Origin of the sequence: Massilia eburnea, assembly GCF_050709955.1 — a bacterium.
Taxonomy (GTDB): domain Bacteria; phylum Pseudomonadota; class Gammaproteobacteria; order Burkholderiales; family Burkholderiaceae_D; genus Rugamonas; species Rugamonas eburnea_A.
Genome location: NZ_JBNZFX010000027.1, coordinates 33,398 through 54,976, shown reverse-complemented (window position 1 = coordinate 54,976; position 21,579 = coordinate 33,398). Strand labels below are relative to the sequence as shown.

Below are 21,579 nucleotides of genomic sequence, written 5' to 3'. Positions count from 1 at the left end.
CTTTGAAGCGCGTATTCATTACCGGCGCCTCCAGCGGCATCGGGGCAGCACTGGCGGCGCATTACGCCGCGCAAGGCTGCACCCTCGGCCTGCTGGGACGTCGTGCGGATGCGCTGCAGGCGCTTGCCGCCACCCTGCCCAATCCGGAGCGCCACCGCTGCTATGCGGCCGACGTAACCGACCATGTGGCGCTGCGCAGCGCCGCCGAAGCTTTCCTCGGCTATGCCGGCGGCTGCGATATCGTCATCGCCAGCGCCGGCATCTCGCACGGCACCGTCACCGAACTGCCGGAAGACTTGCCGGTTTTCGAATCGATTATCGCCACCAACGTCACCTCCACCGTGGCGACCTTTGCGCCTTTCGTGGCGGCCATGCGCGCGCAGCGGACGCCGGCGCGCCTGGTCGGGATTGCCAGCGTTGCCGGCGTGCGCGGTTTGCCGGGCGGCGGCGCCTACAGCGCCTCCAAGGCTGCGGTGCGGGTGTATTGCGAATCGCTGCGCGTTGAATTGCGCGACAGCGCAATCAAGGTGGTCACTATCGCGCCGGGCTATATCGATACCCCGATGACGCAGCAGAACAAATATCCGATGCCCTTCCTGATGCAGCCTGCCGATTTTGCGGCGGCCGCAGCGCGCAGCATCGAACGGGGCGACAGCTACCGTGTCATCCCGTTCGGGGCGGGCATGATTGCGCGCCTGCTCGGTGCGCTGCCGAACTGGCTGTACGATCGGGCTTTCGCCAAGGCGCCGCATAAGGCGCGCAAGGGCACGACATGAATGCAACGCCTCTCGCCGCTGCTGCGATCCACGCCCTGGTTGCCGACAGCGCGTCGCACGTCGCCATTGAAGTGGTGGACGAAACCGGATCCACCAACGCCGACCTGCTGGCGCGCGTTCCTGGCGCGGCGCAGATGGCGCCCGCCGCACTGCACGGACCCGTGCTGCGCGTGGCCGAACGCCAGACCGCTGGCCGTGGCCGCGCCGGCCGCAGCTGGCTTTCCGCGCCAGGCGCATCGCTGACCTTCTCCCTCGCTTGGCCGTTTCGCGCGCCGCTGCACCGCATGGTGGGCCTGCCATTGGCGGTTGGCGTGGCGCTGGCCGAAACGGTGAATGGCCTGGGGGTGCCGGTCCAGCTCAAGTGGCCGAACGATATGTTGAAGGACGGCGCCAAACTGGCCGGCATCCTGGTGGAAACCCAGGCCGCGCCGGATGGCACCATCTGGGCTGTCATCGGTTGCGGCATGAACCTGCTGATGCCGGACGAGATGGAAGCGGCCATCGGCCGCGAAGTATCGTCGGCGCCGTGGCTGGCGCAGATGGACCGCAATGCCCTGCTGGCGCAATTGCTCAGCCGCCTGTGCGCCGTGCTGGCGGAATTCGACGATACCGGCTTTGCCGCCTTCAGCGAGCGCTGGAACGCGCTGCAGGCGTGGCGCGGGCAACCGGTGCGCTTGCTCGACCAGGGCGAAGTCCAGCAGGAAGGCCTGGCCGCCGGCGTCGACGAGCAGGGCCGGCTGCTGCTCGACACGCCTGCCGGCCGCGTGGCCGTGCTGTCGGGCGACGTTTCGCTGAGGCTCGCGCCATGAGGTACGACCTGCTGATCGACGCCGGCAATACCCGCATCAAGTGGGCGCTGGCCGCACCCGCTGCCGCCCTTGGCGACTGGCTCGCACAAGACGCGCACATGCACGCTGACGCCGCCGGCTTCCCGGCCGCCCTGACTTCCACCCTGGCCGCAGCGGGCGCCGGCGATCAGCCGGCCATCGGCCGCGTGCTGATCGCCAACGTCGCCGGACCATCCATACGCGACATGCTGGCAAGCTGGCTAGCCGCGCCGCAGCTGCAGATCCAGCCGCAAGCCATCGAATGGTTCGCTTCCGTCGCGCAGCGCGCAGGCGTGCGCAACGCCTACCGCAATCCGGCGCAACTGGGATGCGACCGTTTCGCCGCGGCCATCGGCGCGCATGCACTGTGCCCAGGCAAGGCCATCGTGGTCGCCAACTGCGGCACCGCCACCACCATCGACGCGATCACTGCCGACGGCACTTTCCTGGGCGGCATGATCCTGCCTGGACTGGGCCTGATGGCCACCTCGCTGGCCAGGAACACCGCCCAACTGCCGCAGGTCAAGCCCGGCAAGCTGCCGGAAGGTTTCGCCGACAACACCGACGACGCCATCCTGACCGGCTGCCTGGCGGCGCAAGCCGGTGCGATTGAGCGCGCATTCGAGCTGCATCAGGCCGTAGAATGTATTATTTCCGGCGGCGCCGCGCCATATATCGCGCCCGCGGTCCCCGTGCCGCACCGCCATGTCGAAAACATTGTGATGATAGGACTGCACGCTGCACTGCGTAGCGCCTGACCCATATGGAGTACCCGTGCTGAAACTGATTTTCGCCCTGCTGCTGGTCGCCAATGCCGCGCTGTTTGCGTACGGCGAAGGCTACCTTGGCCAATTCAGCGGCAACGAGCATGAGCCGGCACGCTTGCACCGCCAGCAGAACGTCGACAAGCTGCAGTTGATCAGCGCCGGCAAGGCCGAAAGCGCCGTCGCGGCGCTCGCCCCCCCGCCACCCGTGCCACGCGACGAGCCGGCAACCAACGCCTGCCTGGAAGTGGGCAATTTCGCGCTGGACGAAGCCCGCAAGTTTGAAAACCGCCTGTCGCCGCTGGAACTGGGCGATCGCCAGCAGCGCCGCAACGTGGCGGAGCAGGAAGTCTCGAGCTTCATCGTGCATATCCCGCCGCAGGCCAGCCGCGCCGCCGCCGAAAAGAAGGCCGACGAATTGCGCGAACTCGGTGTCACCAATTTCTTCATCCTGAACGACAGCTCGCCGTTGAAGTGGGGGATTTCACTGGGCGTGTTCCGTACCGAAGCAGCCGCCCAGGCGCAATTGGCCGCGCTGGTCAAGCAAGGCGTGCAGAGTGCCCGCGTGGCACCGCGCTACGCCAGCAGCAAGCAGGTGTATTTCCAGTTCCGCAACATCAGCGAAGACGCCAAGGCGCGCATCGAGAAGATCGCCGCCAAGTTCCAGGAACAGGAAACCCGTTCCTGCTCTAGCGCTCGATAACGATCGGCTTTAGTTTCAGGCTCGAAGGCAGCGCTTTGCCGGCTGCCAGCGCATCTTCACGGCTCGCGTACGGGCCGGCAAACAGGCGATAGAATTTGCCCGCCTGCTCCATATCCAGTTTCAGTCCGGCGTCGCTGGCTTCCAGCCGCTTGCGCAGGCCATCGGCGCCGTCTTCGCGCGCGTAGGAACCCAGTTGCAGGTAGAAGCCTGGCGCGCCTGAGCCGCCCAGCAGTATCGGCTTGGCCTCGTCGCCGCTGGAAGACGCCAGCATCGGCGCCGCCTTCGGCATGCTCTGCGGCGCGGGCGCGGAAGCCGTCTCCGGCGCGCTGCCGCCGTCTTTGCGCGCTGCGATCATGCGCTCGATTTCAGCCGGCGGCAGGTGCACCACCTCGAGCTGGCTGGTGCCATTGACCAGCAGGCCAAGCTTCAGCGCCGCCGTATAGGAAACGTCGATGACGCGGGTGGAATGGAACGGCCCGCGGTCATTGATGCGAACCACGACGGATTTGCCGTTCGCGATATTGGTCACACGCGCATAGGAAGGAATCGGCAGCGTCGGGTGCGCCGCCGTCATCTTGTACATATCGTAGATCTCGCCGGACGAGGTACGCTGGCCATGGAATTTCTTGCCATACCAGGTGCCGGGACCGCGCTGCTTGAAATCCGAGCCAAGCGGGATCGGCTTGTAGGTCTTGCCGAATACGACGTAAGGACGATTGGAATACGGCGCGAGAGGATCGTTGCGCACCTCCGCGTCCGGCGTATCGAGCAAGCCTGCGGGCGGGTTTGCGCCCGGACCGTCGTCCTGGTAATAGGCGCCGCGCCCGGAACCGGCCGCCGGCAGCACCGGAATGCTGGCCGTGGGCTTTGCCGTCACTGGCGACGGCGGCTTGCGCGAAGTGGAGTCGGTCTGCGTGGTACCGCAAGCGGCCAGCAGGGCGGCTGCCGCAAGCGGCAGGAGTCGGATTGCGTGCTTGTTCAAGTTTGCACCAGCTTTCTATGTCGCTGGATCGACATCAGGATGCCCGATGCCAATCCGAGTGTCAGCAGCGCAGTGCCGCCGTAGCTTATGAACGGCAGTGGCACGCCCACTACCGGAAGGATGCCGCTCACCATGCCCATGTTGACGAAGGCGTAGGTGAAGAAAATCATCGTGATCGCGCCTGCCAGCAGGCGCGTAAACAGGTTCGGTGCTCCCGATGCGATCATCAGCCCGCGGCCAATCAGCAGCAGGTACAGGAACATCAGGACCAGGTTGCCGACCAGGCCGAACTCCTCCGAATACACGGCGAAGATAAAGTCGGTGGTGCGCTCGGGAATGAACTCCAGGTGGGCCTGGGTGCCCTGGGTCCAGCCTTTGCCGGTCACACCGCCGGAGCCGATCGCAATGGTCGACTGCAGGATGTGGAAGCCTTTGCCCAGCGGGTCGGACGTCGGGTCGATCAGGGTCATGATCCGCTCGCGCTGGTAGTCGTGCATCATCGACCAGGCAACCGGCAGGCAGGCCGCGCCCATCACCACCAGGGCAAGAATGGCCCTCCACGCCAGGCCGGCCAGGAAGATCACGCAAGCGCCTGCCGCCACCACCAGCAGCGCCGTGCCCAGGTCGGGCTGGCGCGCGATCAGGAATACCGGCACCAGCAGCAGTACCGCGCCCAGGATATAGGCGTGCCAGCGCATATGCCCATGGCGCTGCTGGAAGTACCAGGCCAGCATCAGCGGCACGGCGATCTTGGCGAACTCGGAAGGCTGGATCTGCACAAAGCCCAGGTTCAGCCAGCGCCGTGCACCGAGCTTGATGGTGCCGAACAGCGCCACCGCAAGCAGCAGCGACAGCGTCACCACATAGGCCGGCAGCGCAATGCGCATCATGTTCTGCGGCGAGATGTTCGCCACGAACCACATCACCAGGAAGGACATGGCGATATTGCGCAACTGGTCTTCGATTTTGCCGGGAATGCCGATACTGGCGGAATACAGGGCGACCAGGCTGGTCGCCAGCAAAAGCACGATAACCAGCATCAGCGGGCCATCGAATACCGTCACATAAGGGCGCATGCGCCGCCACAGTGAACGCCTTTCATTGATAGGCATGCTGCCTCCTTATTCTCTTTTGCGCGGCGGGCCGGCCGGCGGCTTCTGTTCCGCCGGGACCGGCGCGGGCGCGGGTGCCTGCGGCGCCGGCACTGCCGCCTGGCCTTGCTGCTGCGCGCGGCGCTCGGCTGCCGCGTCCACATCGGCTTCAGGCAAGTCTTCCACTGGCACGGTTTCCGCGTCTTCCTTCGGCACCGGCGTCGTTTCCTTCTCCGTCGGGCGCTTGCCCAACAACCAATAGTCCAGCACTTTACGGGCGATCGGCGCCGCCACGGCGCCGCCAAAGCCGGCGTTCTCCACGATCAGCGCCAGTACGATCTTCGGCTTGTCGGCCGGAGCGAAGGCGGTGAACCAGGCGTTGTCGCGCAGGCGTTCGTCCAGGCGCGCCGCGTTGTACTTCTCGTTGGCCTTGATCGCCACCACCTGCGCGGTACCGGTCTTGCCGCCCACGGTATAGCCTGCGTTCAGGAACGCGCGGTAACCGGTGGCCCCCGGCTCGGTGGTCACGCCCACCATCGCATCCTTGATGAAGTCGATGTTGGACTGCTTGAGCGGGATGCGGTAGCTTTCCTTCGCCACCGTCAGGGTGCGCTTGCGGGTGCCGCCGTCCTCCAGGATCTTGACCAGGTGCGGCTTCATCACCACGCCGTTGTTGGCCAGGTTGGCCACCGCGTGCGCCACCTGCAGCGGCGTGTAGTTGTTGTAGCCGGAGCCGTTGGACACCGAAATCGTATCGCCGCCCACCCATTTTCCTGCCGCCGGATTCTTCTTGAAGCGCTGGCGCTTCCATTCCTGCGAAGGCAGCACGCCCTTTTTCTCGTTTTCCAGGTCGATGCCGGTCAGTTGGCCGAAGCCGAAAGGCGCCATGAAGTCATGGATCAAATCGATGCCCATGTCGCGGCCCAGCATGTAGTAATAGGTATTGCACGACACCACGATCGACTTGCGCATGTCGACCATGCCATGGCCGCCCACCACGTCGTCGCGGAACTTGTGGGTGCCGAGGTAGAAGAAGCCCGGGTCGGCAATCGCCTGGCCGGTGGTGCGCTTGCCGGTTTCCAGCGCCGCCAGCGCCATGAAAGGCTTGAAGGTGGAGCCTGGCGCATAGGTTCCCGACAGCGGCCGGTTCATCAGCGGCTTGTCGAGCGAGGTATTGAGCTCGCTCCAGCTTTGCGCGTCGATGCCGTCCACGAACAGGTTGGGGTCGTAGCCGGGGCGCGACACATAGGCCAGCACGTCGCCGGTACTCGGCTCAATCGCCACCAGCGCGCCGCGGTACTCGCCGAACGCTTCTTCTGCGATTTTCTGCAATTCGATATCGATCGACAGGATCAGGTTGGAGCCCGGCGTCGCCGGGGTCCGCGACAACGTGCGGATGGCGCGGCCGCCGGCGGTGCGTTCCACTTCTTCGTAGCCGGTCTGGCCGTGCAGTTGGCGTTCGTAGCTCTTTTCCAGGCCTTCCTTGCCGATATGTTCGGTGCCGTTGTAATTGGCTTCGTACTCGGTCCCTTCCAGCGCCTTCGACTCGGCCGGATTGATACGCCCGATATAGCCGACCACGTGCGAGGCCACCTCGCCCAGCGGGTATTGGCGGAACAGGCGGGCCTGGATATCGACACCCGGAAAGCGGAAGCGGTTGGCGGCGAAACGCGCCACTTCCTCGTCGCTCAGGCGGCTGCGCAGCGGAACGCTGGTGAAGCTCTTGGATTCCTCCATCAGCTTCTTGAAGCGGCGGCGGTCCTTGGCGGAGATCTCGACCAGCTTGGCCAACTCGTCGATCACCTCTTCCATCGGCGCGGCCACCTTGGACGGCGTGATCTCCAGTGTGATCGCGGAGTAGTTCCGCGCCAGCACCACGCCGTTGCGGTCGAGGATCAGGCCGCGGCTTGGCACGATCGGCACCACCGCGATGCGGTTGTCCTCGGCCTTGGCGATGTAATCGTTATGCTTGATGACCTGCAGCCAGATGAAGCGCGCCAGCAGCAGCGAGAAGCAAAAGAACACCAGCCCGCCCAGTACGGAAAGGCGCACCCGGAAGCGGTGCAGGTCTTGCTCTGTATTCTTAAACTCGGTCATGCTCAGATCGGGCGGGTGTGGTCTTTATCCACTGCGCGGCGCTGCGGCGCCAGCAGCAGCATGGTGGCCAGTGGCCACAACAGCGCCGCCACCACGCTTTCGATGAAGAAGTACCAGCCAGGGAATTTGCCGGCCACGATGAAGCGCACCACCATCTGCACGGTTTGCGCCAGCAACAGCAGCGGCACCACGTGCAGGATTTGCGTGGTCACCCGGAACCACAGGATGCGGCGGTGCAGCATGATGGCGAAATAGGACAGCAGCGTATACGCCAGCGCATTCTCGCCCAGCAGCGAAGCGTCGTGCACGTCCATCAGCAGGCCAAGACAGAACGCGGTGCCGATGCCGACCTTGCGCGGCTGGTGCACGCCCCAGAAGACCAGCGTCAGCGCCACGAAGTCCGGTGCCGCGAAGAAGCGGCCCCACGGCAGCATATTGAGCAGCACCGCGCAGAACAGGCTGAAGAAAATGAACAGCGGGCTGACCGGCAGCAGGATGTATTGTGGACGGTTCATCGGGTCGCCTCCTTCGGTGCTTGCGCGGCTGCTGGAGCCGGCGCCTGTGCGGTTTCCGCCTTGGCCTTTTCCTTATCCTTTTTCTTCGACGGCTTGGAGACCGGCTCCTCCTCCGGAGGGCGCGGCGGTATGTCCGGCAGCGACATCAGGATCAGCAGCGCGGTATTGCGCTCGGTGCCGGCCAGCGGCGCGCACACCACGCGGCCGAAGGCGCCGCTGGCATTGCTCTCCACCTGCACCACGCGCGCCACGGCCAGGCCGGCCGGATAGACGCCGTCGATACCGGAAGTAATCAGGATATCGCCGACCACCACGTCAGCCGTCGGCGCCATGAAGCGCAGGTCCAGGTTGCCCGACTGGCCGCGGCCGACGGCCACGGAGCGCAGGCCATTGCGCAGGATCTGCACCGGAATCGCCTGCTCCTTATCGGTCAACAGCGTGACTTCGGAGGTGAACGGGAACACCCGCGTCACCTGGCCCACCACGCCCTGGTTGTCGATCACCGGCAAGCCTGCGGCCACGCCATGCTGGATGCCGCGGTTCAGGATCACCTTGCGCGTGAACACATCGCGCGCTTCGTACAGGATTTCAGCCAGTTGCGACTTGCCCGGCACCCGCTGCTGCGCATCGAGCAGCTTGCGCAGCTGGTTGTTTTCTGCCTGGTAAAGCTGCGCCTGCTGCAAGGCCTGCGAGGCGGCAATCTGTTGCTGCTGCAGGACGCTGACCTGCTTCTCCAGCTTCGACAGCGTGGAGAAGTAGTCCCCCATGCCGACCATGGCGTCGCGCGGCAGCAGTGCGATCTTCTGCAAGGGATAGAGGACAAAGCCGACGCCCTGCCGGACTGCCGTCAGCGCATTAACGCGCGAATCGGCCAGCAGCAGCGCAATCGAAATGCACGCGAACACCATCATCTTGAAACGGGCGGACGCGCCTTGCTTGAACAGTGGCGGTGGACTGTATTCCATGTCTTCCAATTAAGAAGGGCAGCTTCCGCTGCCCTTTTTCTCAACCTTACTCGTAGGAGAAGATGGATCCCAGCTGGTCCATGCGCTCCAGCGCCAGGCCGGAGCCGCGCACCACGCAGGTCAGTGGGTCTTCTGCCACCAGCACCGGCAGGCCGGTTTCTTCCATCAGCAGGCGGTCCAGGTCGCGCAGCAGCGCGCCGCCACCGGTCAGCATCATGCCTTTTTCAGCGATGTCCGCACCCAGTTCCGGCGGGGTCTGTTCCAGCGCGTTCTTGACGGCGGAAACGATGTTGTTCAGCGGGTCGGTCAGCGCTTCCAGGATCTCGTTCGACGAAATCGTGAACGAGCGCGGGATGCCTTCCGACAGGTTGCGGCCCTTGACTTCCATTTCCTTGACTTCAGAGCCAGGGAAGGCGGAGCCGATGGCCTTCTTGATCGCTTCAGCGGTCTGTTCGCCGATCAGCATGCCGTAGTTGCGGCGGATGTAGTTGACGATCGCTTCGTCGAACTTGTCGCCGCCCACGCGCACGGAGCCCTTGTACACCATGCCGCCCAGCGAGATGATGCCAACCTCGGTGGTGCCGCCGCCGATGTCGACCACCATCGAGCCGGTTGCGTCGGAGACCGGCAGGCCGGCGCCGATCGCCGCTGCCATTGGTTCTTCGATCAGGTACACCTGCGATGCACCGGCGCCCAGCGCCGATTCACGGATCGCACGGCGTTCCACCTGGGTCGAACCGCAAGGCACGCAAATGATGATGCGTGGCGATGGGCGGAAGAATTTCGAGTCGTGCACCATGCGGATAAACTGTTTCAGCATCTGCTCGGTGACGGTGAAGTCGGCGATCACGCCGTCTTTCATCGGGCGGATCGCCTCAATGTTGCCAGGCACCTTGCCCAGCATCTGCTTTGCTTCTTTACCGACGGCCTGGATGGTTTTCTTGCCATTTGGGCCACCTTCCTGGCGGATCGCCACGACGGAAGGCTCGTCCAGCACAATGCCGGAACCGCGTACGTAGATCAGGGTGTTTGCCGTACCCAGGTCGATTGCCAGGTCAGACGAAATATAGCGACGTAAAAAACCAAACATGAGTGTCCTGTAGGGCGCAATGCGCAAAATTCGTTATATGAGGTATGCGGTCAAATGCGGCCAGGCGGGTCTTCAGCACCAGCAGCGCATTAACCCGCGATTGTACCTTATAATCTACAGCTTATTTGCCCTAAATCCACTCTATTGTGCGAGCACGCAACCGTTGATTTATGCGGTGTTCGCCGCGATTTAACTGGTGATAGGCAACCGATCCAATAAATTACACTTCTGACAATTCCATGTCCCTGACACTCAACGACGTTGAACGCATCGCCAAGCTGGCCCAGTTGGAGATGGACCAAGCCCATTCCGCCAATATGCTGGACAAGCTGAATGGCATTTTCGCGCTGGCAGAGCAGATGCAGGCCGTGGACACCGAGGGTGTTGCCCCGTTGTCTCACCCGCTGGCCAATGCCATGCAGGTCGCACTGCGCCTGCGCGAAGACGTGGCAACCGAGCCGAATCGCCGCGAGGCATACCAGCAAGTGGCGCCAAAGACCGAAGATGGCCTGTATCTGGTGCCAAAGGTCATCGAAAGCGAGTAAAGCATGCATAACAAAACAATCAAAGAGCTGTCCGAGCTGCTGCAAAAGAAGGAAATCAGCGCCGTCCAACTGGCGACCCATTTCCTGGACCGGATTGAAAAAAGCGACCTGAACGCCTTCCTGCACGTGGACCGCGCGCTGACGCTGGCCCAGGCCGAACAAGCGGACCAGCGCATCGCCAACGGCACGGCCACCCCGCTGACCGGCGTGCCGATCGCGCACAAGGACATTTTCGTCACCCAGGGCTGGCGCTCGACCGCCGGCTCGAAGATGCTGGCCAACTACGTCAGCCCGTTCGACGCCACCGTGGTGCGCAAGTTGCTGGACGCCGGCATGGTCACCCTCGGCAAGCTGAATTGCGACGAATTCGCCATGGGTTCCTCGAATGAGAACTCGGCTTTCGGCGCCGTGAAAAACCCTTGGGACAAGTCTGCCGTTCCGGGCGGCTCCTCCGGCGGCTCCGCCGCTGCGGTAGCTGCGCGCCTGGCGCCCGGCGTGACCGGCACCGATACCGGCGGCTCGATCCGCCAGCCGGCTGCGTTCTGCGGCATCACCGGCATCAAGCCAACCTACGGCCGCGCCTCGCGCTTCGGCATGATCGCCTTCGCCTCCTCGCTGGACCAGGCTGGCCCGATGGCGCAGACCGCGCAAGACTGCGCGCTGCTGCTGTCCGCCATGACCGGTTTCGACGAACGCGATTCGACCAGCCTGAGCGCCGAACAAGGCAACGCTGCCGAAGACTACACCCGCGACCTGGACCAGCCTCTGACCGGCCTGCGCATCGGCGTGCCGAAGGAATATTTTGGCGAAGGCCTGGCTGCCGACGTCGAGAAAGCCGTGCGCGCTGCGCTGGCCAAGTTCGTGGAACTGGGCGCGACCCTGGTCGACATCTCGCTGCCGAATACCGCGCTGTCGATCCCGGCCTACTACATGATCGCTCCGGCGGAAGCCTCGTCCAACCTGTCGCGCTTTGACGGTGTGCGCTACGGCCACCGCGCCGAAGGCAACCTGAACCTGCAGGACATGTACAAGAAGAGCCGCGCCGAAGGCTTCGGCCCGGAAGTACAGCGCCGCATCATGGTCGGCACCTATATCCTGTGTCACGGCTACTATGACGCCTACTACCTGAAAGCGCAGAAGATCCGCCGCAAGATCACGCAGGACTTCGCCAATGTGCTGGGCAGCCAGTGCGACGTGATCATGGGCCCTGTGGCACCGACCGTGGCCTGGGACCTGGGCTCGAAGGCGGACGATCCGGTAGCGAACTACCTGGCCGACATCTTCACCCTGTCCACCAGCCTGGCCGGCTTGCCTGGCATGTCCATCCCGTGTGGTTTTGGCGAAGGCGAGAAGAACGCCAAGCGCCCGGTAGGCCTGCAAATCATCGGCAACTACTTTGCGGAAGCGAAGCTGCTGAATGTGGCCCACCAGTTCCAGCAGGCGACTGACTGGCATAAGCGCGCGCCTTCTGAAATTTAATACCGGACAGGTCCGCAAATGTCCACTTTGGGGTCAGGCTCCGAAGTGGACAGAGAACTACCCTGTCCACTTTGGTGCCTGACCCCGAAGTGGACATTTGCTAAGTGAGAATATTATGGAATGGGAAGTCGTCATCGGTATTGAGAACCACGTACAGCTCACTACCGACTCCAAAATTTTCAGCGGCTCGCCGACCAAGTTCGGCGCCGAACCAAACACCCAGGCCAGCCCGGTTGACCTGGCGCTGCCAGGCGTGCTGCCTGTCATGAACAAGGCTGCGGTTGAACGCGCGATCCGCTTCGGTCTGGCTGTGGGCGCGAAAGTCGCGCCGCAGTCGATCTTCGCCCGCAAGAACTACTTTTACCCTGACCTGCCGAAGGGCTACCAGATCTCGCAGTTCGAAGATCCGGTGGTGCAAGGTGGCCAGCTGACCTTCGGTTACGAAAAGGACGGCAAGTTCGTTACCAAGACCGTGAACCTGACCCGCGCCCACCTCGAGGAAGACGCAGGCAAGTCGCTGCACGAGGATTACCACGGCATGTCGGGCATCGACCTGAATCGCGCCGGCACCCCGCTGCTGGAGATCGTGTCCGAGCCTGAAATGCGCAGCGCCTCCGAGGCAGTGGCCTACTGCAAGGCCCTGCACGGCCTGGTGATGTGGCTGGGCATCTGCGACGGCAATATGCAGGAAGGCTCCTTCCGCTGCGACATCAATGTGTCCGTACGTCCGAAAGGCCAGAAGGAATTCGGCACCCGTTGCGAGCTGAAAAACCTGAACTCCTTCCGCTTCATCGAGGAAGCCGTACACGTTGAAGTGGCGCGCCAGATCGAGCTGCTCGAAGACGGCGACAAGGTAGTGCAGGCGACCCGCCTGTACGACCCGGACAAGAAGGAAACGCGCCTGATGCGCGAGAAGGAAGATGCGCAGGATTACCGCTACTTCCCTGACCCGGACCTGCCGCCGCTAACCATCGGCGCGGACTGGATCGAGCGCGTGAAAGCCGCCATGCCGGAGCTGCCGGCCGTGATGCGCACACGCTTCGTGGAAGAGTACAAGCTGCCGGAATACGATTCGCTGATCCTGACCGCATCCAAAGGCATGGCGCTGTACTTCGAGGCCGTGGTTGCTGCCGCGGGCAAGGAAAACGCCAAAGCTGCCGCCAACTGGCTGATGGGAGACGTGTCGTCGACCTTGAATCGCGAAGGCGTGGAAATTGCCGAGGCGCCGGTGCTGCCAGTACAACTGGCGGGCATGCTGAAGCGCATCGCCGACGGCACGATCTCCAACAAGATCGCCAAGGAAGTATTCGGTGCGATGTGGGAAGCCAAGTCGGAAGACCCGAACCTGGTCGATGTGATCATCGAGCAGAAAGGACTGAAGCAGATTTCCGACACCGGCGCGCTGGAAGCCATCGTCAACGAAGTCATCGCCAACAACGAGAAGTCCGTTGAACAGTACCGCGCCGGCAAGGAAGCGGCCATCAACGCCCTGATCGGCCAGGCCATGAAAGCCTCGAAAGGCAAGGCCAACCCGGCGCAGTTGACCGAGCTGCTGAAGCAGAAGCTGGCTTCCTAGAACCGGTAAACCGGGGTCAGACCCAAGGGTCTGACCCCGTCTGCGGCGCGGCAAAGGGTTTCGGTTGTGCGCTGTTGATCTTCGACGAAAGTCAAAGGCCTAGAACCAACCCCGCGCCAGCGAGATCATACGGGGTCTGACACTGGTGTCAGACCCTGGTTTACCGTTTTTGAAAGGTGTGCGCACATCCACCGCAAGATATCCGCAAAAATCTCCTCCCGATTCACCTCATTGAAATTCTCGTGATAGTTCTCATGCTGCACATGGCACTCCAGCAGTTTGGGATCGATCATCGCCAGCAGATCCAAAGTAGCCTTCGGGTCGGCCAGCTTGTCGTCGCCCGCCACCACCGCATATAAAGGCCAGCGCCAGGTCGGCATCTTCTCCGCCAGCCCCTTTTGAGCCCCCTGCAGCGCCACGCCAAAGCGCACCGTGCACTCCCGCGCCCGCACATCGTCCGCCTCATCGCGATGATGGCGCGCCGTAATTGAAGCATCATGCGTCAGCACATCGGTCAAGGAAGCCATCGGCACCTTCATGGTCGGCGCCAACGCCGCCAGCACGCCGGACAGTCTCTCCATCAAAGCCGGCACCTTGATCGCATTCACATAGTACGGCGACGACAGCACGAACCCTTTCACCAGCGGATCGCGCTCCAGCACTTCCAGCCCGAAGCGCGTCGCAATCAAGGCCCCCATCGAATGCCCCATGATGAACACCGGCACGCCCGGATAATGCTGCTTGATCCAATGCAGGAACAGCTCTACTTCCTCGATGAAGACGCCGAAATCCGGGATATCCACACGGCGCGCATTCTCATGCCCGCACAGGTCGAACGCCACGGTAGCAAAGCGGTGCTGCTTGAAATACAGCGCCGGCGTCACATAGTCGCCCGCATGCGCCAGTCCGCCGTGGATGGCGAGCAGCACGCCAGCCGCAGGCTTCTCCGGCTCCCAGATGTGGATCTTGCGTTCGGCGCCATTGCGCCCCTTGAAGGTGGCGAAGCGGTCTTCTGAGAATCGGTTCATGCGGTCACGAGGAAATGCTCAGCGCAATGCCCATCTCCAGCAGCAGCGAGAGGTCGGCCAGCGTGAAATCGAGAGTGGATGCGCCCTGGCTGGACGCGGCGGAAGAGAAGGCAACACGCAATTCGGCCTGAATCGGCGCCACGTCGAAGGTGATGCCCCGCGCCTGGCACTCGTGCAGGTAGGCGCGCACCTTGCGCATCAAGGCATCCGGAACGGGGTCCGTGCCCAGCGTGGCGTAAAAGCCATGGTCCAGGCGGGTGCGGCCGGTCGGGCTGGTGTCGCCCTTCTTCCAGTCGCTTTCGGGCTCACTGGGGAGCCCGTCCCGCACGTCCGCGACCGCGGCTTCGTCGCCGTACACCTTGAGCGTTGCGATGTTCATTACTTTCCTCGGTTTAATGTTGTAAGGAAGCAATCACAGTCTAGCACAACGCCCGGCCGGCGCCAGCGCGGCTTATTCCACGCCGTATTGGCTGCGGTAAGCGGCGACAGCGTCCTTGTACTGTGCAAGCGACGGGTCGGCCGACAGGTAGGTAAACAGGTCGGACAGGTTGCCGATCGAGATCACCGGGATGCCGTAGTTCTTGCTCACTTCCTGCACTGCCGACAGCGCGGACATCTGGCCATCCTTGCCGCCGCGTTCCATGCGGTCCAGCGCGATCAGCACCGCGCAAGGCTCGGCGCCGGCGTTGCGGATCATCTCCACCGATTCGCGCACCGAGGTACCGGCCGAGATCACGTCGTCAATAATGACAACTTTGCCAGTCAATTTAGCGCCCACCAGGGTGCCGCCTTCGCCGTGGTCCTTGGCTTCCTTGCGGTTGTAGGCGAAGGAGGTATTGCGGCCTTTGCCGGCCAGCGCCATCGAGGTTGCGGAGGCCAGGGTGATGCCCTTGTAGGCCGGGCCAAACAGCATGTCGAATTCAACGCCGGAGTCCAGCAGGGTCTGGGCGTAAAAGTCGGCCAGCCGGGCCAGCGTCGCGCCGTCATGGAACAGGCCAGCGTTGAAGAAATAGGGCGATTGGCGCCCTGCTTTGGTCGTAAACTCGCCGAATTTCAGCACTCCCGCCTGTACGGAAAACGCGATAAACTCTTGCCTCAAATTGCTCATAGTGCACCCATCTCTGTTCAAAGTGCCGATATTTTAACCGGAACACCTATGCCAAAAATCATTTCCGCAAACCTGAACGGTATCCGCTCCGCCGCCAAGAAGGGCTTTTTCAACTGGATGGGCACGATCGACGCCGACATCATCTGCGTGCAGGAACTGAAGGCGCAGGCACCGGACATGACCGAAGAATTCCTCAACCCGCACGGCTACCATGGCCACTTCCACTACGCGGAGAAGAAAGGCTATTCCGGCACCGGCATCTACAGCAAGCTTGCACCTGACCGCGTGGAGATCGGTTTCGGCAGCCCGGAATTCGACGCCGAAGGCCGCTACGTGCGCGCCGATTTCGGTAACCTGACCGTCATTTCGGTGTACTGCCCGTCCGGCTCCTCGTCGGAAGAGCGCCAGCTGGCCAAGTTCCGCTTCATGGAACTGTTCCTGCCGCACCTGGAGCAGCTGCGCGCCGAGGGCCGCGAGTTCGTCATCTGCGGCGACTGGAACATCGCCCACAAAGAGATCGACCTGAAAAACTGGAAGGGCAACCTGAAGAACTCCGGCTTCCTGCCTGAGGAACGCGCCTGGATGACCAAGCTGTTCGACGAAGTCGGCTACGTCGACGTGCACCGCGGCCTCGACCAGCGCCCCGAGCAGTACACCTGGTGGTCCAACCGCGGCCAGGCTTACGCGAAGAACGTGGGCTGGCGCATCGACTACCACGTCGCCACTCCAGGCATCGCTTCCAAGGCGCACACCGTGTCTGTCTATAAGGACGAAAAGTTCTCCGATCACGCCCCGCTGATCATCGAGTACCACGCCTGATGCGCGGCGCGCTCGCAGCCTCGCTGCTGATGGCCGCCGGTGTTGCCGGAGAACGACGTCACGACTGCCGAAGAACGCAAGCGCTATCACCTGAGTGACGGCGCCACCAAACAGTTCCTGTTCGCGGTCAACGCGCTGGGCGAATACGGCGGTGAAACCATGGCCGTGATCTACTGGGCGGGCGACATGGACGGCGACGGCAAGCTCGATCTCCTGATGGGCATCCCCGACGAGAGCTGCGCATACGACGAGAGGCTGTACCTGTCCTCCGGCGCCGCGGAAAGCGTCCTGCTGCGCAAGGCAGCCCACACCCACGGCAGCCAGGCAGCCTGCGGCTGCTAGCACGCGCCTATAATACGGGGATAAAAAATCGCCCGGAATTTAAAATGAAATCTGTACTGGTTCTTTTCCTGCTGACCATCAAGAGCAGCTTTATCAACGACGAAGAGTCGGAAGCCACCGACGAGCAATTCGACACGATCCAGTTCGTGCGGACGGACAAAGGCACCTGGCGCTTCAAGACGTTCGCCGAGGACGAAGATGTGCACCTGTGGAGCATCGAAGCCGACGGCGACCTGGTCGAGCTGGCAATCGAAACCACCAACCGCCACTATGGCGACGTGATCGACGAAGCCTTCATCATCGAGAGCGATGATGGCGTGGAAGGCCTGCGCCGAGAGCTGAAAAAGCAGGGCTTGAGCGATAGCCTGCAGATCTCCCCGAAAGGCCCGCTGTTCTGGGCTCCGCCGGGCTCCAGCTACAGCCCCAAGTCCACGCCGGCGCACTGAACCAATTAAAAACGCCCATTCGTGCCTTAGTTGTTTAGAATGCCAAAATTCAAACAACTATTGCACTGGCCATGAACCAAGTCCTGACACCGTCAAACGAAGAAAACAGCAGCATCGACAAGATCGCCCTCGCCAAACAATTGGCAGGCGACATCACCCGCGGCGCCGGTGCCGGCATCCTGCGCACCGTACTGGCAGTACTTGCGGCGCTGATCGTCAACGCCTTGGGCGTCACGCTGTTGTTCCGCAGCGAACTGGGTGGCAGCCACGGCTCGGCCATGATCTATGCTGCCTTTGTCGCGGCCCCCTTCATGATCGCCGTCGCGTTCACCGGCATGATGGCTTATAAGCTCGGCTTGCAGGGTATCCTGGCACGGGTGGTGGAAAGCCAGGCGGGCCTGCTCGCCAAGCTGGGCGCAGGCATTCTGGAAACCTTCCTGCGCAGCGTCAATTCCGAACCGGGCCGCCCACTGTCGGAGAAATTCCTCGGCGGCTGGCGCAGCTTCCTGAACCTGCAATCGGGCCTGCCGAAGCCGCTGCCATGGCTGCTTGCCAGCCTGACGTCGCGCATCCCTCTGGCCGAAACGATTTCCGAAGTCGCCACCACCGGCATGACGCTGCGCGAAGTGGCGCATGCGGCGATGACGCGCACTATTTCGGAAGGCGCCGCAGGCGGCCTGCGCCCATCGAACCAGGCCTTGTTCATCGCCCTCGCGATCCAGTTCGGCATGTGGTTCCCTATCGGCCTGCTGGTCCGCCACACGTTCGGCTAAGGACCGCATAACAAGACCAGATTCAAGGAACCGCTATAGACGCTGCTTGCTCTCGAAGTAGCGCCATTCGCCCGTCAGCGGATCTGGGAAGCCGATGGCCTTGGCCAGCAGCTTCAGTGGCGACGACACGTCGTCCTGCTTGCACGGCAGGGCAACGGGGTAGAAGACATCATTCACGATCGGGATGCCGAGCGACGACAGGTGCACACGCAGCTGGTGCTGGCGGCCCGTGTGAGGCCACAGTCGATACAGCACATATTCACCGCGCTGTTCGATCACGTCGATCATGGTTTCCGAATTCGGCTCGCCCGGTTCTTCCTTCATGGTGAAGAACTTGTCTCCCTCCACCATGCGGCTGCGGTAGACGAAGGGGAATTCGCGCCCCGGCAGCGGGCCGGCCAGTGCTTCATACTCCTTCTGCACCAGGCGCTTCTGGAACAGCGACTGGTAATCGCCACGGCTGCCGGCATTGCAGGAGAAGATCACCAGCCCCGCCGTCTCGCGGTCAAGGCGATGGATCGGCACCAGGTCCTCGATGCCCAGTTTGCGGCGCACGCGCACCAGCAGCGTCTCCCTGACGAAACGGCCGGACGGAATCGTCGGCAGGAAGTGCGGCTTGTCGACCACGACGATGTGCTCGTCCTGGTACAGCACTTCTTCTTCAAACGGGATCGGGAATTCGACATCCAGCTCGCGGTAGTACCACACGCGGGCGCCGCGCACATAGCGCGATTCGGGCCGCACCGGCATGCCCTTGCCGTCCACCACGTCGCCGCGCGCCATGCGTTCACGCCACCTGGCTTCCGACACGGCGGGAAAATTGGCGGCCATGAAGGTGATCATGTCCGGCCAGTCGCCCTCCGGCAGCCACAGGTAGCTGGGCGTGACGCCATCGCGCATCGGCAATGGCGGCGCGCCCGAGGCGTGCTTCTGGCGCGCCATTTCAGGACTTGGGCAGCGGGGAAGTCTGGTACGGCGGCAGCTTGTTCACGTCCAGGCCGCGCTGGCGGGCGTAGACCGGCAACACCAGTGGCATTTGTTTCTGCATGTCCTGGATGCGCGAATTGCCGCTTGGGTGGGTGGACAGGAATTCCATCGGCTGCTGCGCATTGACGGCGCTCATCTTCTGCCACAGTGCGATACCGGCGCGCGGATCGAAGCCGGCACGCGCCGCCAGGTCGATGCCGACCAGGTCGGATTCCGTCTCATCGCCGCGCGAGAACTTCATCACGGTCAGTTGGCCGGCCACATTGGCGCCGGCATCGGTGATGCGCGGGTCAATGCCGAGGTAGGACGACAACACGGCACCGCCCAGCTTGCTGGCCAGCGACACGGCGGTCGATTGCACGGCACGCTTGCGGGCATGCTCGCGCAGGGCGTGGGCGATTTCATGGCCCATCACCATCGCCACTTCATCGTCGGTCAGGTTCAGCTTGGTCAGGATGCCGGTATAGAAGGCGATGCGGCCGCCCGGCATGCAGAAGGCGTTGACCTGGTCGGAATTGAGCAGGTTGACTTCCCATTGCCAGTTGGCGGCGGACGGATTCCAGCGCTGGGCATTCGGCACGATGCGGGAAGCAATGGCGCGCAGGCGCTTGACCTGCGGGTCGGACTCCGGCACCAGCGCTTCCTTCTGCCTGGCTTCGTTCAGCAGCTGCGAGTACTGCAGCTTGGACTGCTGGTCCATTTGCTGCTCGTCAGCAAAGACGCGCAGGCGCGAAAGCTTGGTGACGGGAATGCCGTCAGCTTTTGGGTTCATCGGTGCAGCTTGCTGAGCCGATGCGGTGCTGGCGGCCAGCGCCAGCGCAATAAGGGTGAACTTGAACTTCTTCATGGTTTTAAGATAACACAACTTAACTGGATTGCTTTTTCCGGAGCCGGAACACGGCCAAATCGCCGCGCAGGTTAGGCAGTAAGGAGACGGTCCTGCCCTCCGCCAGCGCCACACATTCGATCACTTCCAGCCCCACCTCTTCCGCCAGTTCCTGGAAGTCGTAGATGGTGGCACAGCGCACGTTCGGCGTGTCGTGCCACTGGTATGGCAGCGATTTCGAGACCGGCATGCGGCCTTTCATCAGCGCCACGCGGTGCGGCCAGTAAGCGAAATTAGGGAAGGACACGATGGCTTCGCGGCCGACGCGCACGATGTCGCGCAGCAGGTCTTCCACGTGCTTCATCATCTGCAGCGAGGACAGGCATAACACCGTATCGAAAGAGTTATCGCCGAAAATGCCCAGGCCGTTCTCGAAGTCCTGCTGGATCACGCGCACGCCGCGCTGGGTCGATGCCAGTACCTGCTCGTCCGCCAGCTCCAGGCCGTAACCGGTGCAGCGCTTGCCGCTCTGCAGGTAATCCATCATCACGCCATTGCCGCAACCCACGTCGAGCACGTGGGCGCCTTCGCGCACCCAGTGCGCAATGAAGGCCAGGTCGGGACGGGCGCTGCTCAGGTCATCGAAAGTCATGCTGCTTGTTCCTTGTTCGTTTCTTTCCACACCTGCTCGTAGTAGGCGCGCACCATGTTCATATAGCGCGCATCCTCGAGCAGGAAAGCGTCGTGGCCGTGCGGCGCGTCGATTTCAGCGTAGGTCACCTCGCGGCGGTTCGCCAGCAAAGCCTGTACGATCTCGCGGCTGCGCTCCGGCGAGAAGCGCCAGTCCGTGGTGAAGGAAGCGAGGAAGAACTTGGCGCGCGTGGCGGCCAGGGTCTTGGTCAGGTCGCCGTCGAACTTGCGCGCCGGGTCGAAGTAGTCGAGCGCCTTGGTGATCAGCAGGTAGGTGTTGGCGTCGAAGTACTCCGCGAACTTGTCGCCCTGGTAGCGCAGGTAGGATTCGATCTCGAAGTCGATGCCGAAGCCGAATTTGTAGTCGCCGCCGCTGGCGGCAATATCGCGCAGCTTGCGGCCGAACTTCTCGGCCATGTCGTCGTCCGACAGGTAGGTGATGTGGCCGATCATGCGCGCCACCTTCAGGCCGTTCTTCGGCACCACGTTGTGTTCGTAAAAGTCGCCGCCATGGTAGTCCGGGTCGGACAGGATGGCCTGGCGTGCCACGTCGTTGAAGGCGATATTCTGCGCCGACAGCTTCGGCGTGGAAGCGATCACCAGGCAATGGCGCAGGCGCTCAGGGTGCATGATGGACCAGGCCAGCGCCTGCATGCCGCCCAGCGAACCGCCCATCACCGCAGCGAACTGCTGGATGCCCAGCTGGTCGGCCAGGCGTGCCTGTGCCGCCACCCAGTCCTCCACCGTCACCACCGGGAACGCTGCGCCATACTGCTTGCCGGTTTCCGGATTGATGTGCATCGGGCCGGTCGAACCGAAGCAGGAGCCCAGGTTGTTCACGCCGATGACGAAGAACTTGTCGGTATCGAGTGCCTTGCCGGGGCCGACCATATTGTCCCACCAGCCCACGTTCTTTGGATTGTCGGCGTAATAGCCGGCCACGTGGTGCGAGGCATTCAGCGCGTGGCACACCAGCACCGCATTGGATTTGTCCGCATTCAGCGTGCCATAGGTCTCGTACATCAGCATATAGTCGCGCAGGGACGCTCCGCTCTGTAGCCGAAGGGGTTCCGCAAAGTGCATTGTCTGCGGCGAGACGATTCCAATCGAAGGCATGTGAATCCGGTTAGTCGTTAAATTGTGATGCGAA

General features: G+C 62.8%; 24 protein-coding genes. 11 read left to right on the top strand and 13 right to left on the bottom strand.

The annotated features are described in order from the left end of the window. Positions 1 to 2 precede the first annotated feature (2 nt). From ACQ4MM_RS14420 to ACQ4MM_RS14405, 4 genes are read left to right on the top strand one after another with little or no spacing between them, the layout of a single operon-like run. Positions 3 to 776 (top strand): SDR family oxidoreductase, encoded by a 774-nt coding sequence (locus ACQ4MM_RS14420; protein ID WP_431478007.1) that lies wholly within the window; start codon positions 3 to 5, stop codon positions 774 to 776. Further along, complete coding sequence (locus tag ACQ4MM_RS14415) at positions 773 to 1,585, top strand: biotin--[acetyl-CoA-carboxylase] ligase (protein WP_431478006.1); 813 nt, start codon at positions 773 to 775, stop codon at positions 1,583 to 1,585. The genes ACQ4MM_RS14420 and ACQ4MM_RS14415 overlap by 4 nt, the downstream gene beginning before the upstream one ends. Next, complete coding sequence (locus ACQ4MM_RS14410) at positions 1,582 to 2,361, top strand: type III pantothenate kinase (protein WP_431478005.1); 780 nt, start codon at positions 1,582 to 1,584, stop codon at positions 2,359 to 2,361. Before ACQ4MM_RS14415 ends, ACQ4MM_RS14410 begins: the two co-directional genes overlap by 4 nt. Positions 2,362 to 2,377: 16 nt before the next feature. Next, the gene (locus tag ACQ4MM_RS14405; protein WP_431478004.1) at positions 2,378 to 3,070 is read left to right on the top strand and encodes an SPOR domain-containing protein; all 693 of its coding nucleotides are present in this window, start codon (positions 2,378 to 2,380) and stop codon (positions 3,068 to 3,070) included. Here ACQ4MM_RS14405 and ACQ4MM_RS14400 read toward each other — a convergent pair. Genes ACQ4MM_RS14400 through ACQ4MM_RS14375 form a run of 6 tightly spaced genes read right to left on the bottom strand, consistent with a single transcriptional unit; the run spans position 3,057 to position 9,810 of the window. Next, the gene (locus ACQ4MM_RS14400; RefSeq protein ID WP_431478003.1) at positions 3,057 to 4,052 is read right to left on the bottom strand and encodes a septal ring lytic transglycosylase RlpA family protein; all 996 of its coding nucleotides are present in this window, start codon (positions 4,050 to 4,052) and stop codon (positions 3,057 to 3,059) included. The two genes, ACQ4MM_RS14405 and ACQ4MM_RS14400, sit on opposite strands and share 14 nt — an antisense overlap. Then, positions 4,049 to 5,164: a rod shape-determining protein RodA gene (gene rodA / locus ACQ4MM_RS14395; protein WP_431478002.1), complete on the bottom strand. Its 1,116-nt coding sequence runs from the start codon at positions 5,162 to 5,164 to the stop codon at positions 4,049 to 4,051. The genes ACQ4MM_RS14400 and rodA overlap by 4 nt, the downstream gene beginning before the upstream one ends. Before the next feature lie 9 nt (positions 5,165 to 5,173). Beyond that, entirely contained in the window at positions 5,174 to 7,240 is a 2,067-nt protein-coding gene (gene mrdA / locus ACQ4MM_RS14390) for a penicillin-binding protein 2 (protein WP_431478001.1), read from the bottom strand. A 2-nt stretch (positions 7,241 to 7,242) separates the two neighbouring features. Further along, positions 7,243 to 7,755, bottom strand: a complete 513-nt coding sequence (gene mreD / locus ACQ4MM_RS14385; RefSeq protein ID WP_431478000.1) for a rod shape-determining protein MreD — start codon at positions 7,753 to 7,755, stop codon at positions 7,243 to 7,245. Further along, positions 7,752 to 8,720 (bottom strand): rod shape-determining protein MreC, encoded by a 969-nt coding sequence (gene mreC, locus ACQ4MM_RS14380; RefSeq protein WP_431477999.1) that lies wholly within the window; start codon positions 8,718 to 8,720, stop codon positions 7,752 to 7,754. Before mreC ends, mreD begins: the two co-directional genes overlap by 4 nt. Positions 8,721 to 8,766: 46 nt before the next feature. Then, entirely contained in the window at positions 8,767 to 9,810 is a 1,044-nt protein-coding gene (locus tag ACQ4MM_RS14375) for a rod shape-determining protein (protein WP_028102363.1), read from the bottom strand. 239 nt (positions 9,811 to 10,049) lie between these two features. Here ACQ4MM_RS14375 and gatC point away from each other — a divergent pair, with 239 nt between their 5' ends. The 3 genes from gatC to gatB all read left to right on the top strand — a co-directional run bounded on the left by gatC (position 10,050) and on the right by gatB (position 13,410). After that, on the top strand, positions 10,050 to 10,355 hold the full coding sequence (gene gatC / locus ACQ4MM_RS14370) for an Asp-tRNA(Asn)/Glu-tRNA(Gln) amidotransferase subunit GatC (protein WP_431477998.1): 306 nt from the start codon (positions 10,050 to 10,052) through the stop codon (positions 10,353 to 10,355). 3 nt (positions 10,356 to 10,358) lie between these two features. After that, positions 10,359 to 11,834, top strand: a complete 1,476-nt coding sequence (gatA, locus tag ACQ4MM_RS14365) for an Asp-tRNA(Asn)/Glu-tRNA(Gln) amidotransferase subunit GatA (RefSeq protein ID WP_431477997.1) — start codon at positions 10,359 to 10,361, stop codon at positions 11,832 to 11,834. A gap of 97 nt (positions 11,835 to 11,931) precedes the next feature. Next, positions 11,932 to 13,410, top strand: coding sequence for an Asp-tRNA(Asn)/Glu-tRNA(Gln) amidotransferase subunit GatB (gatB, locus tag ACQ4MM_RS14360; RefSeq protein ID WP_431477996.1), 1,479 nt, complete (start codon positions 11,932 to 11,934; stop codon positions 13,408 to 13,410). 125 nt (positions 13,411 to 13,535) lie between these two features. On the opposite strand, the gene ACQ4MM_RS14355 is transcribed toward gatB, so the two are convergent. From ACQ4MM_RS14355 to pyrE, 3 genes are all read right to left on the bottom strand, one after another. After that, entirely contained in the window at positions 13,536 to 14,438 is a 903-nt protein-coding gene (locus ACQ4MM_RS14355) for an alpha/beta fold hydrolase (protein ID WP_431477995.1), read from the bottom strand. 4 nt (positions 14,439 to 14,442) lie between these two features. Continuing rightward, positions 14,443 to 14,817: a hypothetical protein gene (locus ACQ4MM_RS14350; protein WP_431477994.1), complete on the bottom strand. Its 375-nt coding sequence runs from the start codon at positions 14,815 to 14,817 to the stop codon at positions 14,443 to 14,445. 72 nt (positions 14,818 to 14,889) lie between these two features. Beyond that, complete coding sequence (pyrE, locus tag ACQ4MM_RS14345) at positions 14,890 to 15,546, bottom strand: orotate phosphoribosyltransferase (RefSeq protein ID WP_431477993.1); 657 nt, start codon at positions 15,544 to 15,546, stop codon at positions 14,890 to 14,892. A gap of 48 nt (positions 15,547 to 15,594) precedes the next feature. Between pyrE and ACQ4MM_RS14340 the strand changes: the two genes are divergently transcribed. From ACQ4MM_RS14340 to ACQ4MM_RS14325, 4 genes are all read left to right on the top strand, one after another. Next, the gene (locus ACQ4MM_RS14340; protein ID WP_431477992.1) at positions 15,595 to 16,365 is read left to right on the top strand and encodes an exodeoxyribonuclease III; all 771 of its coding nucleotides are present in this window, start codon (positions 15,595 to 15,597) and stop codon (positions 16,363 to 16,365) included. Between the two features lie 39 nt (positions 16,366 to 16,404). After that, entirely contained in the window at positions 16,405 to 16,707 is a 303-nt protein-coding gene (locus tag ACQ4MM_RS14335) for an FG-GAP repeat protein (protein WP_431477991.1), read from the top strand. 44 nt (positions 16,708 to 16,751) lie between these two features. Next, complete coding sequence (locus ACQ4MM_RS14330) at positions 16,752 to 17,153, top strand: hypothetical protein (RefSeq protein ID WP_431477990.1); 402 nt, start codon at positions 16,752 to 16,754, stop codon at positions 17,151 to 17,153. A gap of 71 nt (positions 17,154 to 17,224) precedes the next feature. Further along, positions 17,225 to 17,926: a hypothetical protein gene (locus ACQ4MM_RS14325; protein ID WP_431477989.1), complete on the top strand. Its 702-nt coding sequence runs from the start codon at positions 17,225 to 17,227 to the stop codon at positions 17,924 to 17,926. Positions 17,927 to 17,959: 33 nt separating this feature from the next. On the opposite strand, the gene ACQ4MM_RS14320 is transcribed toward ACQ4MM_RS14325, so the two are convergent. Genes ACQ4MM_RS14320 through metX form a run of 4 tightly spaced genes read right to left on the bottom strand, consistent with a single transcriptional unit; the run spans position 17,960 to position 21,545 of the window. Continuing rightward, on the bottom strand, positions 17,960 to 18,868 hold the full coding sequence (locus ACQ4MM_RS14320; RefSeq protein ID WP_431477988.1) for a pseudouridine synthase: 909 nt from the start codon (positions 18,866 to 18,868) through the stop codon (positions 17,960 to 17,962). A 1-nt stretch (position 18,869) separates the two neighbouring features. Then, positions 18,870 to 19,760: a M48 family metallopeptidase gene (locus ACQ4MM_RS14315; RefSeq protein ID WP_431477987.1), complete on the bottom strand. Its 891-nt coding sequence runs from the start codon at positions 19,758 to 19,760 to the stop codon at positions 18,870 to 18,872. A 19-nt stretch (positions 19,761 to 19,779) separates the two neighbouring features. Next, positions 19,780 to 20,391 (bottom strand): methionine biosynthesis protein MetW, encoded by a 612-nt coding sequence (metW, locus tag ACQ4MM_RS14310; RefSeq protein ID WP_431477986.1) that lies wholly within the window; start codon positions 20,389 to 20,391, stop codon positions 19,780 to 19,782. Further along, the gene (gene metX, locus ACQ4MM_RS14305; RefSeq protein WP_431477985.1) at positions 20,388 to 21,545 is read right to left on the bottom strand and encodes a homoserine O-succinyltransferase MetX; all 1,158 of its coding nucleotides are present in this window, start codon (positions 21,543 to 21,545) and stop codon (positions 20,388 to 20,390) included. The genes metW and metX overlap by 4 nt, the downstream gene beginning before the upstream one ends. Positions 21,546 to 21,579: the final 34 nt, after the last annotated feature.

Coding starts and splice junctions, on each gene's coding strand:
- gatA (WP_431477997.1), top strand. CDS start 10,359: ATGCATAACAAAACAATCAAAGAGCTGTCCGAGCTGCTGCAAAAGAAG.
- ACQ4MM_RS14330 (WP_431477990.1), top strand. CDS start 16,752: ATGAAATCTGTACTGGTTCTTTTCCTGCTGACCATCAAGAGCAGCTTT.
- metX (WP_431477985.1), bottom strand. CDS start 21,545: ATGCCTTCGATTGGAATCGTCTCGCCGCAGACAATGCACTTTGCGGAA.
- mreD (WP_431478000.1), bottom strand. CDS start 7,755: ATGAACCGTCCACAATACATCCTGCTGCCGGTCAGCCCGCTGTTCATT.
- ACQ4MM_RS14355 (WP_431477995.1), bottom strand. CDS start 14,438: ATGAACCGATTCTCAGAAGACCGCTTCGCCACCTTCAAGGGGCGCAAT.
- ACQ4MM_RS14320 (WP_431477988.1), bottom strand. CDS start 18,868: ATGGCGCGCCAGAAGCACGCCTCGGGCGCGCCGCCATTGCCGATGCGC.
- pyrE (WP_431477993.1), bottom strand. CDS start 15,546: ATGAGCAATTTGAGGCAAGAGTTTATCGCGTTTTCCGTACAGGCGGGA.
- ACQ4MM_RS14415 (WP_431478006.1), top strand. CDS start 773: ATGAATGCAACGCCTCTCGCCGCTGCTGCGATCCACGCCCTGGTTGCC.
- ACQ4MM_RS14350 (WP_431477994.1), bottom strand. CDS start 14,817: ATGAACATCGCAACGCTCAAGGTGTACGGCGACGAAGCCGCGGTCGCG.
- ACQ4MM_RS14340 (WP_431477992.1), top strand. CDS start 15,595: ATGCCAAAAATCATTTCCGCAAACCTGAACGGTATCCGCTCCGCCGCC.
- ACQ4MM_RS14325 (WP_431477989.1), top strand. CDS start 17,225: ATGAACCAAGTCCTGACACCGTCAAACGAAGAAAACAGCAGCATCGAC.
- ACQ4MM_RS14315 (WP_431477987.1), bottom strand. CDS start 19,760: ATGAAGAAGTTCAAGTTCACCCTTATTGCGCTGGCGCTGGCCGCCAGC.
- ACQ4MM_RS14410 (WP_431478005.1), top strand. CDS start 1,582: ATGAGGTACGACCTGCTGATCGACGCCGGCAATACCCGCATCAAGTGG.
- ACQ4MM_RS14375 (WP_028102363.1), bottom strand. CDS start 9,810: ATGTTTGGTTTTTTACGTCGCTATATTTCGTCTGACCTGGCAATCGAC.
- metW (WP_431477986.1), bottom strand. CDS start 20,391: ATGACTTTCGATGACCTGAGCAGCGCCCGTCCCGACCTGGCCTTCATT.
- rodA (WP_431478002.1), bottom strand. CDS start 5,164: ATGCCTATCAATGAAAGGCGTTCACTGTGGCGGCGCATGCGCCCTTAT.
- mreC (WP_431477999.1), bottom strand. CDS start 8,720: ATGGAATACAGTCCACCGCCACTGTTCAAGCAAGGCGCGTCCGCCCGT.
- mrdA (WP_431478001.1), bottom strand. CDS start 7,240: ATGACCGAGTTTAAGAATACAGAGCAAGACCTGCACCGCTTCCGGGTG.
- gatC (WP_431477998.1), top strand. CDS start 10,050: ATGTCCCTGACACTCAACGACGTTGAACGCATCGCCAAGCTGGCCCAG.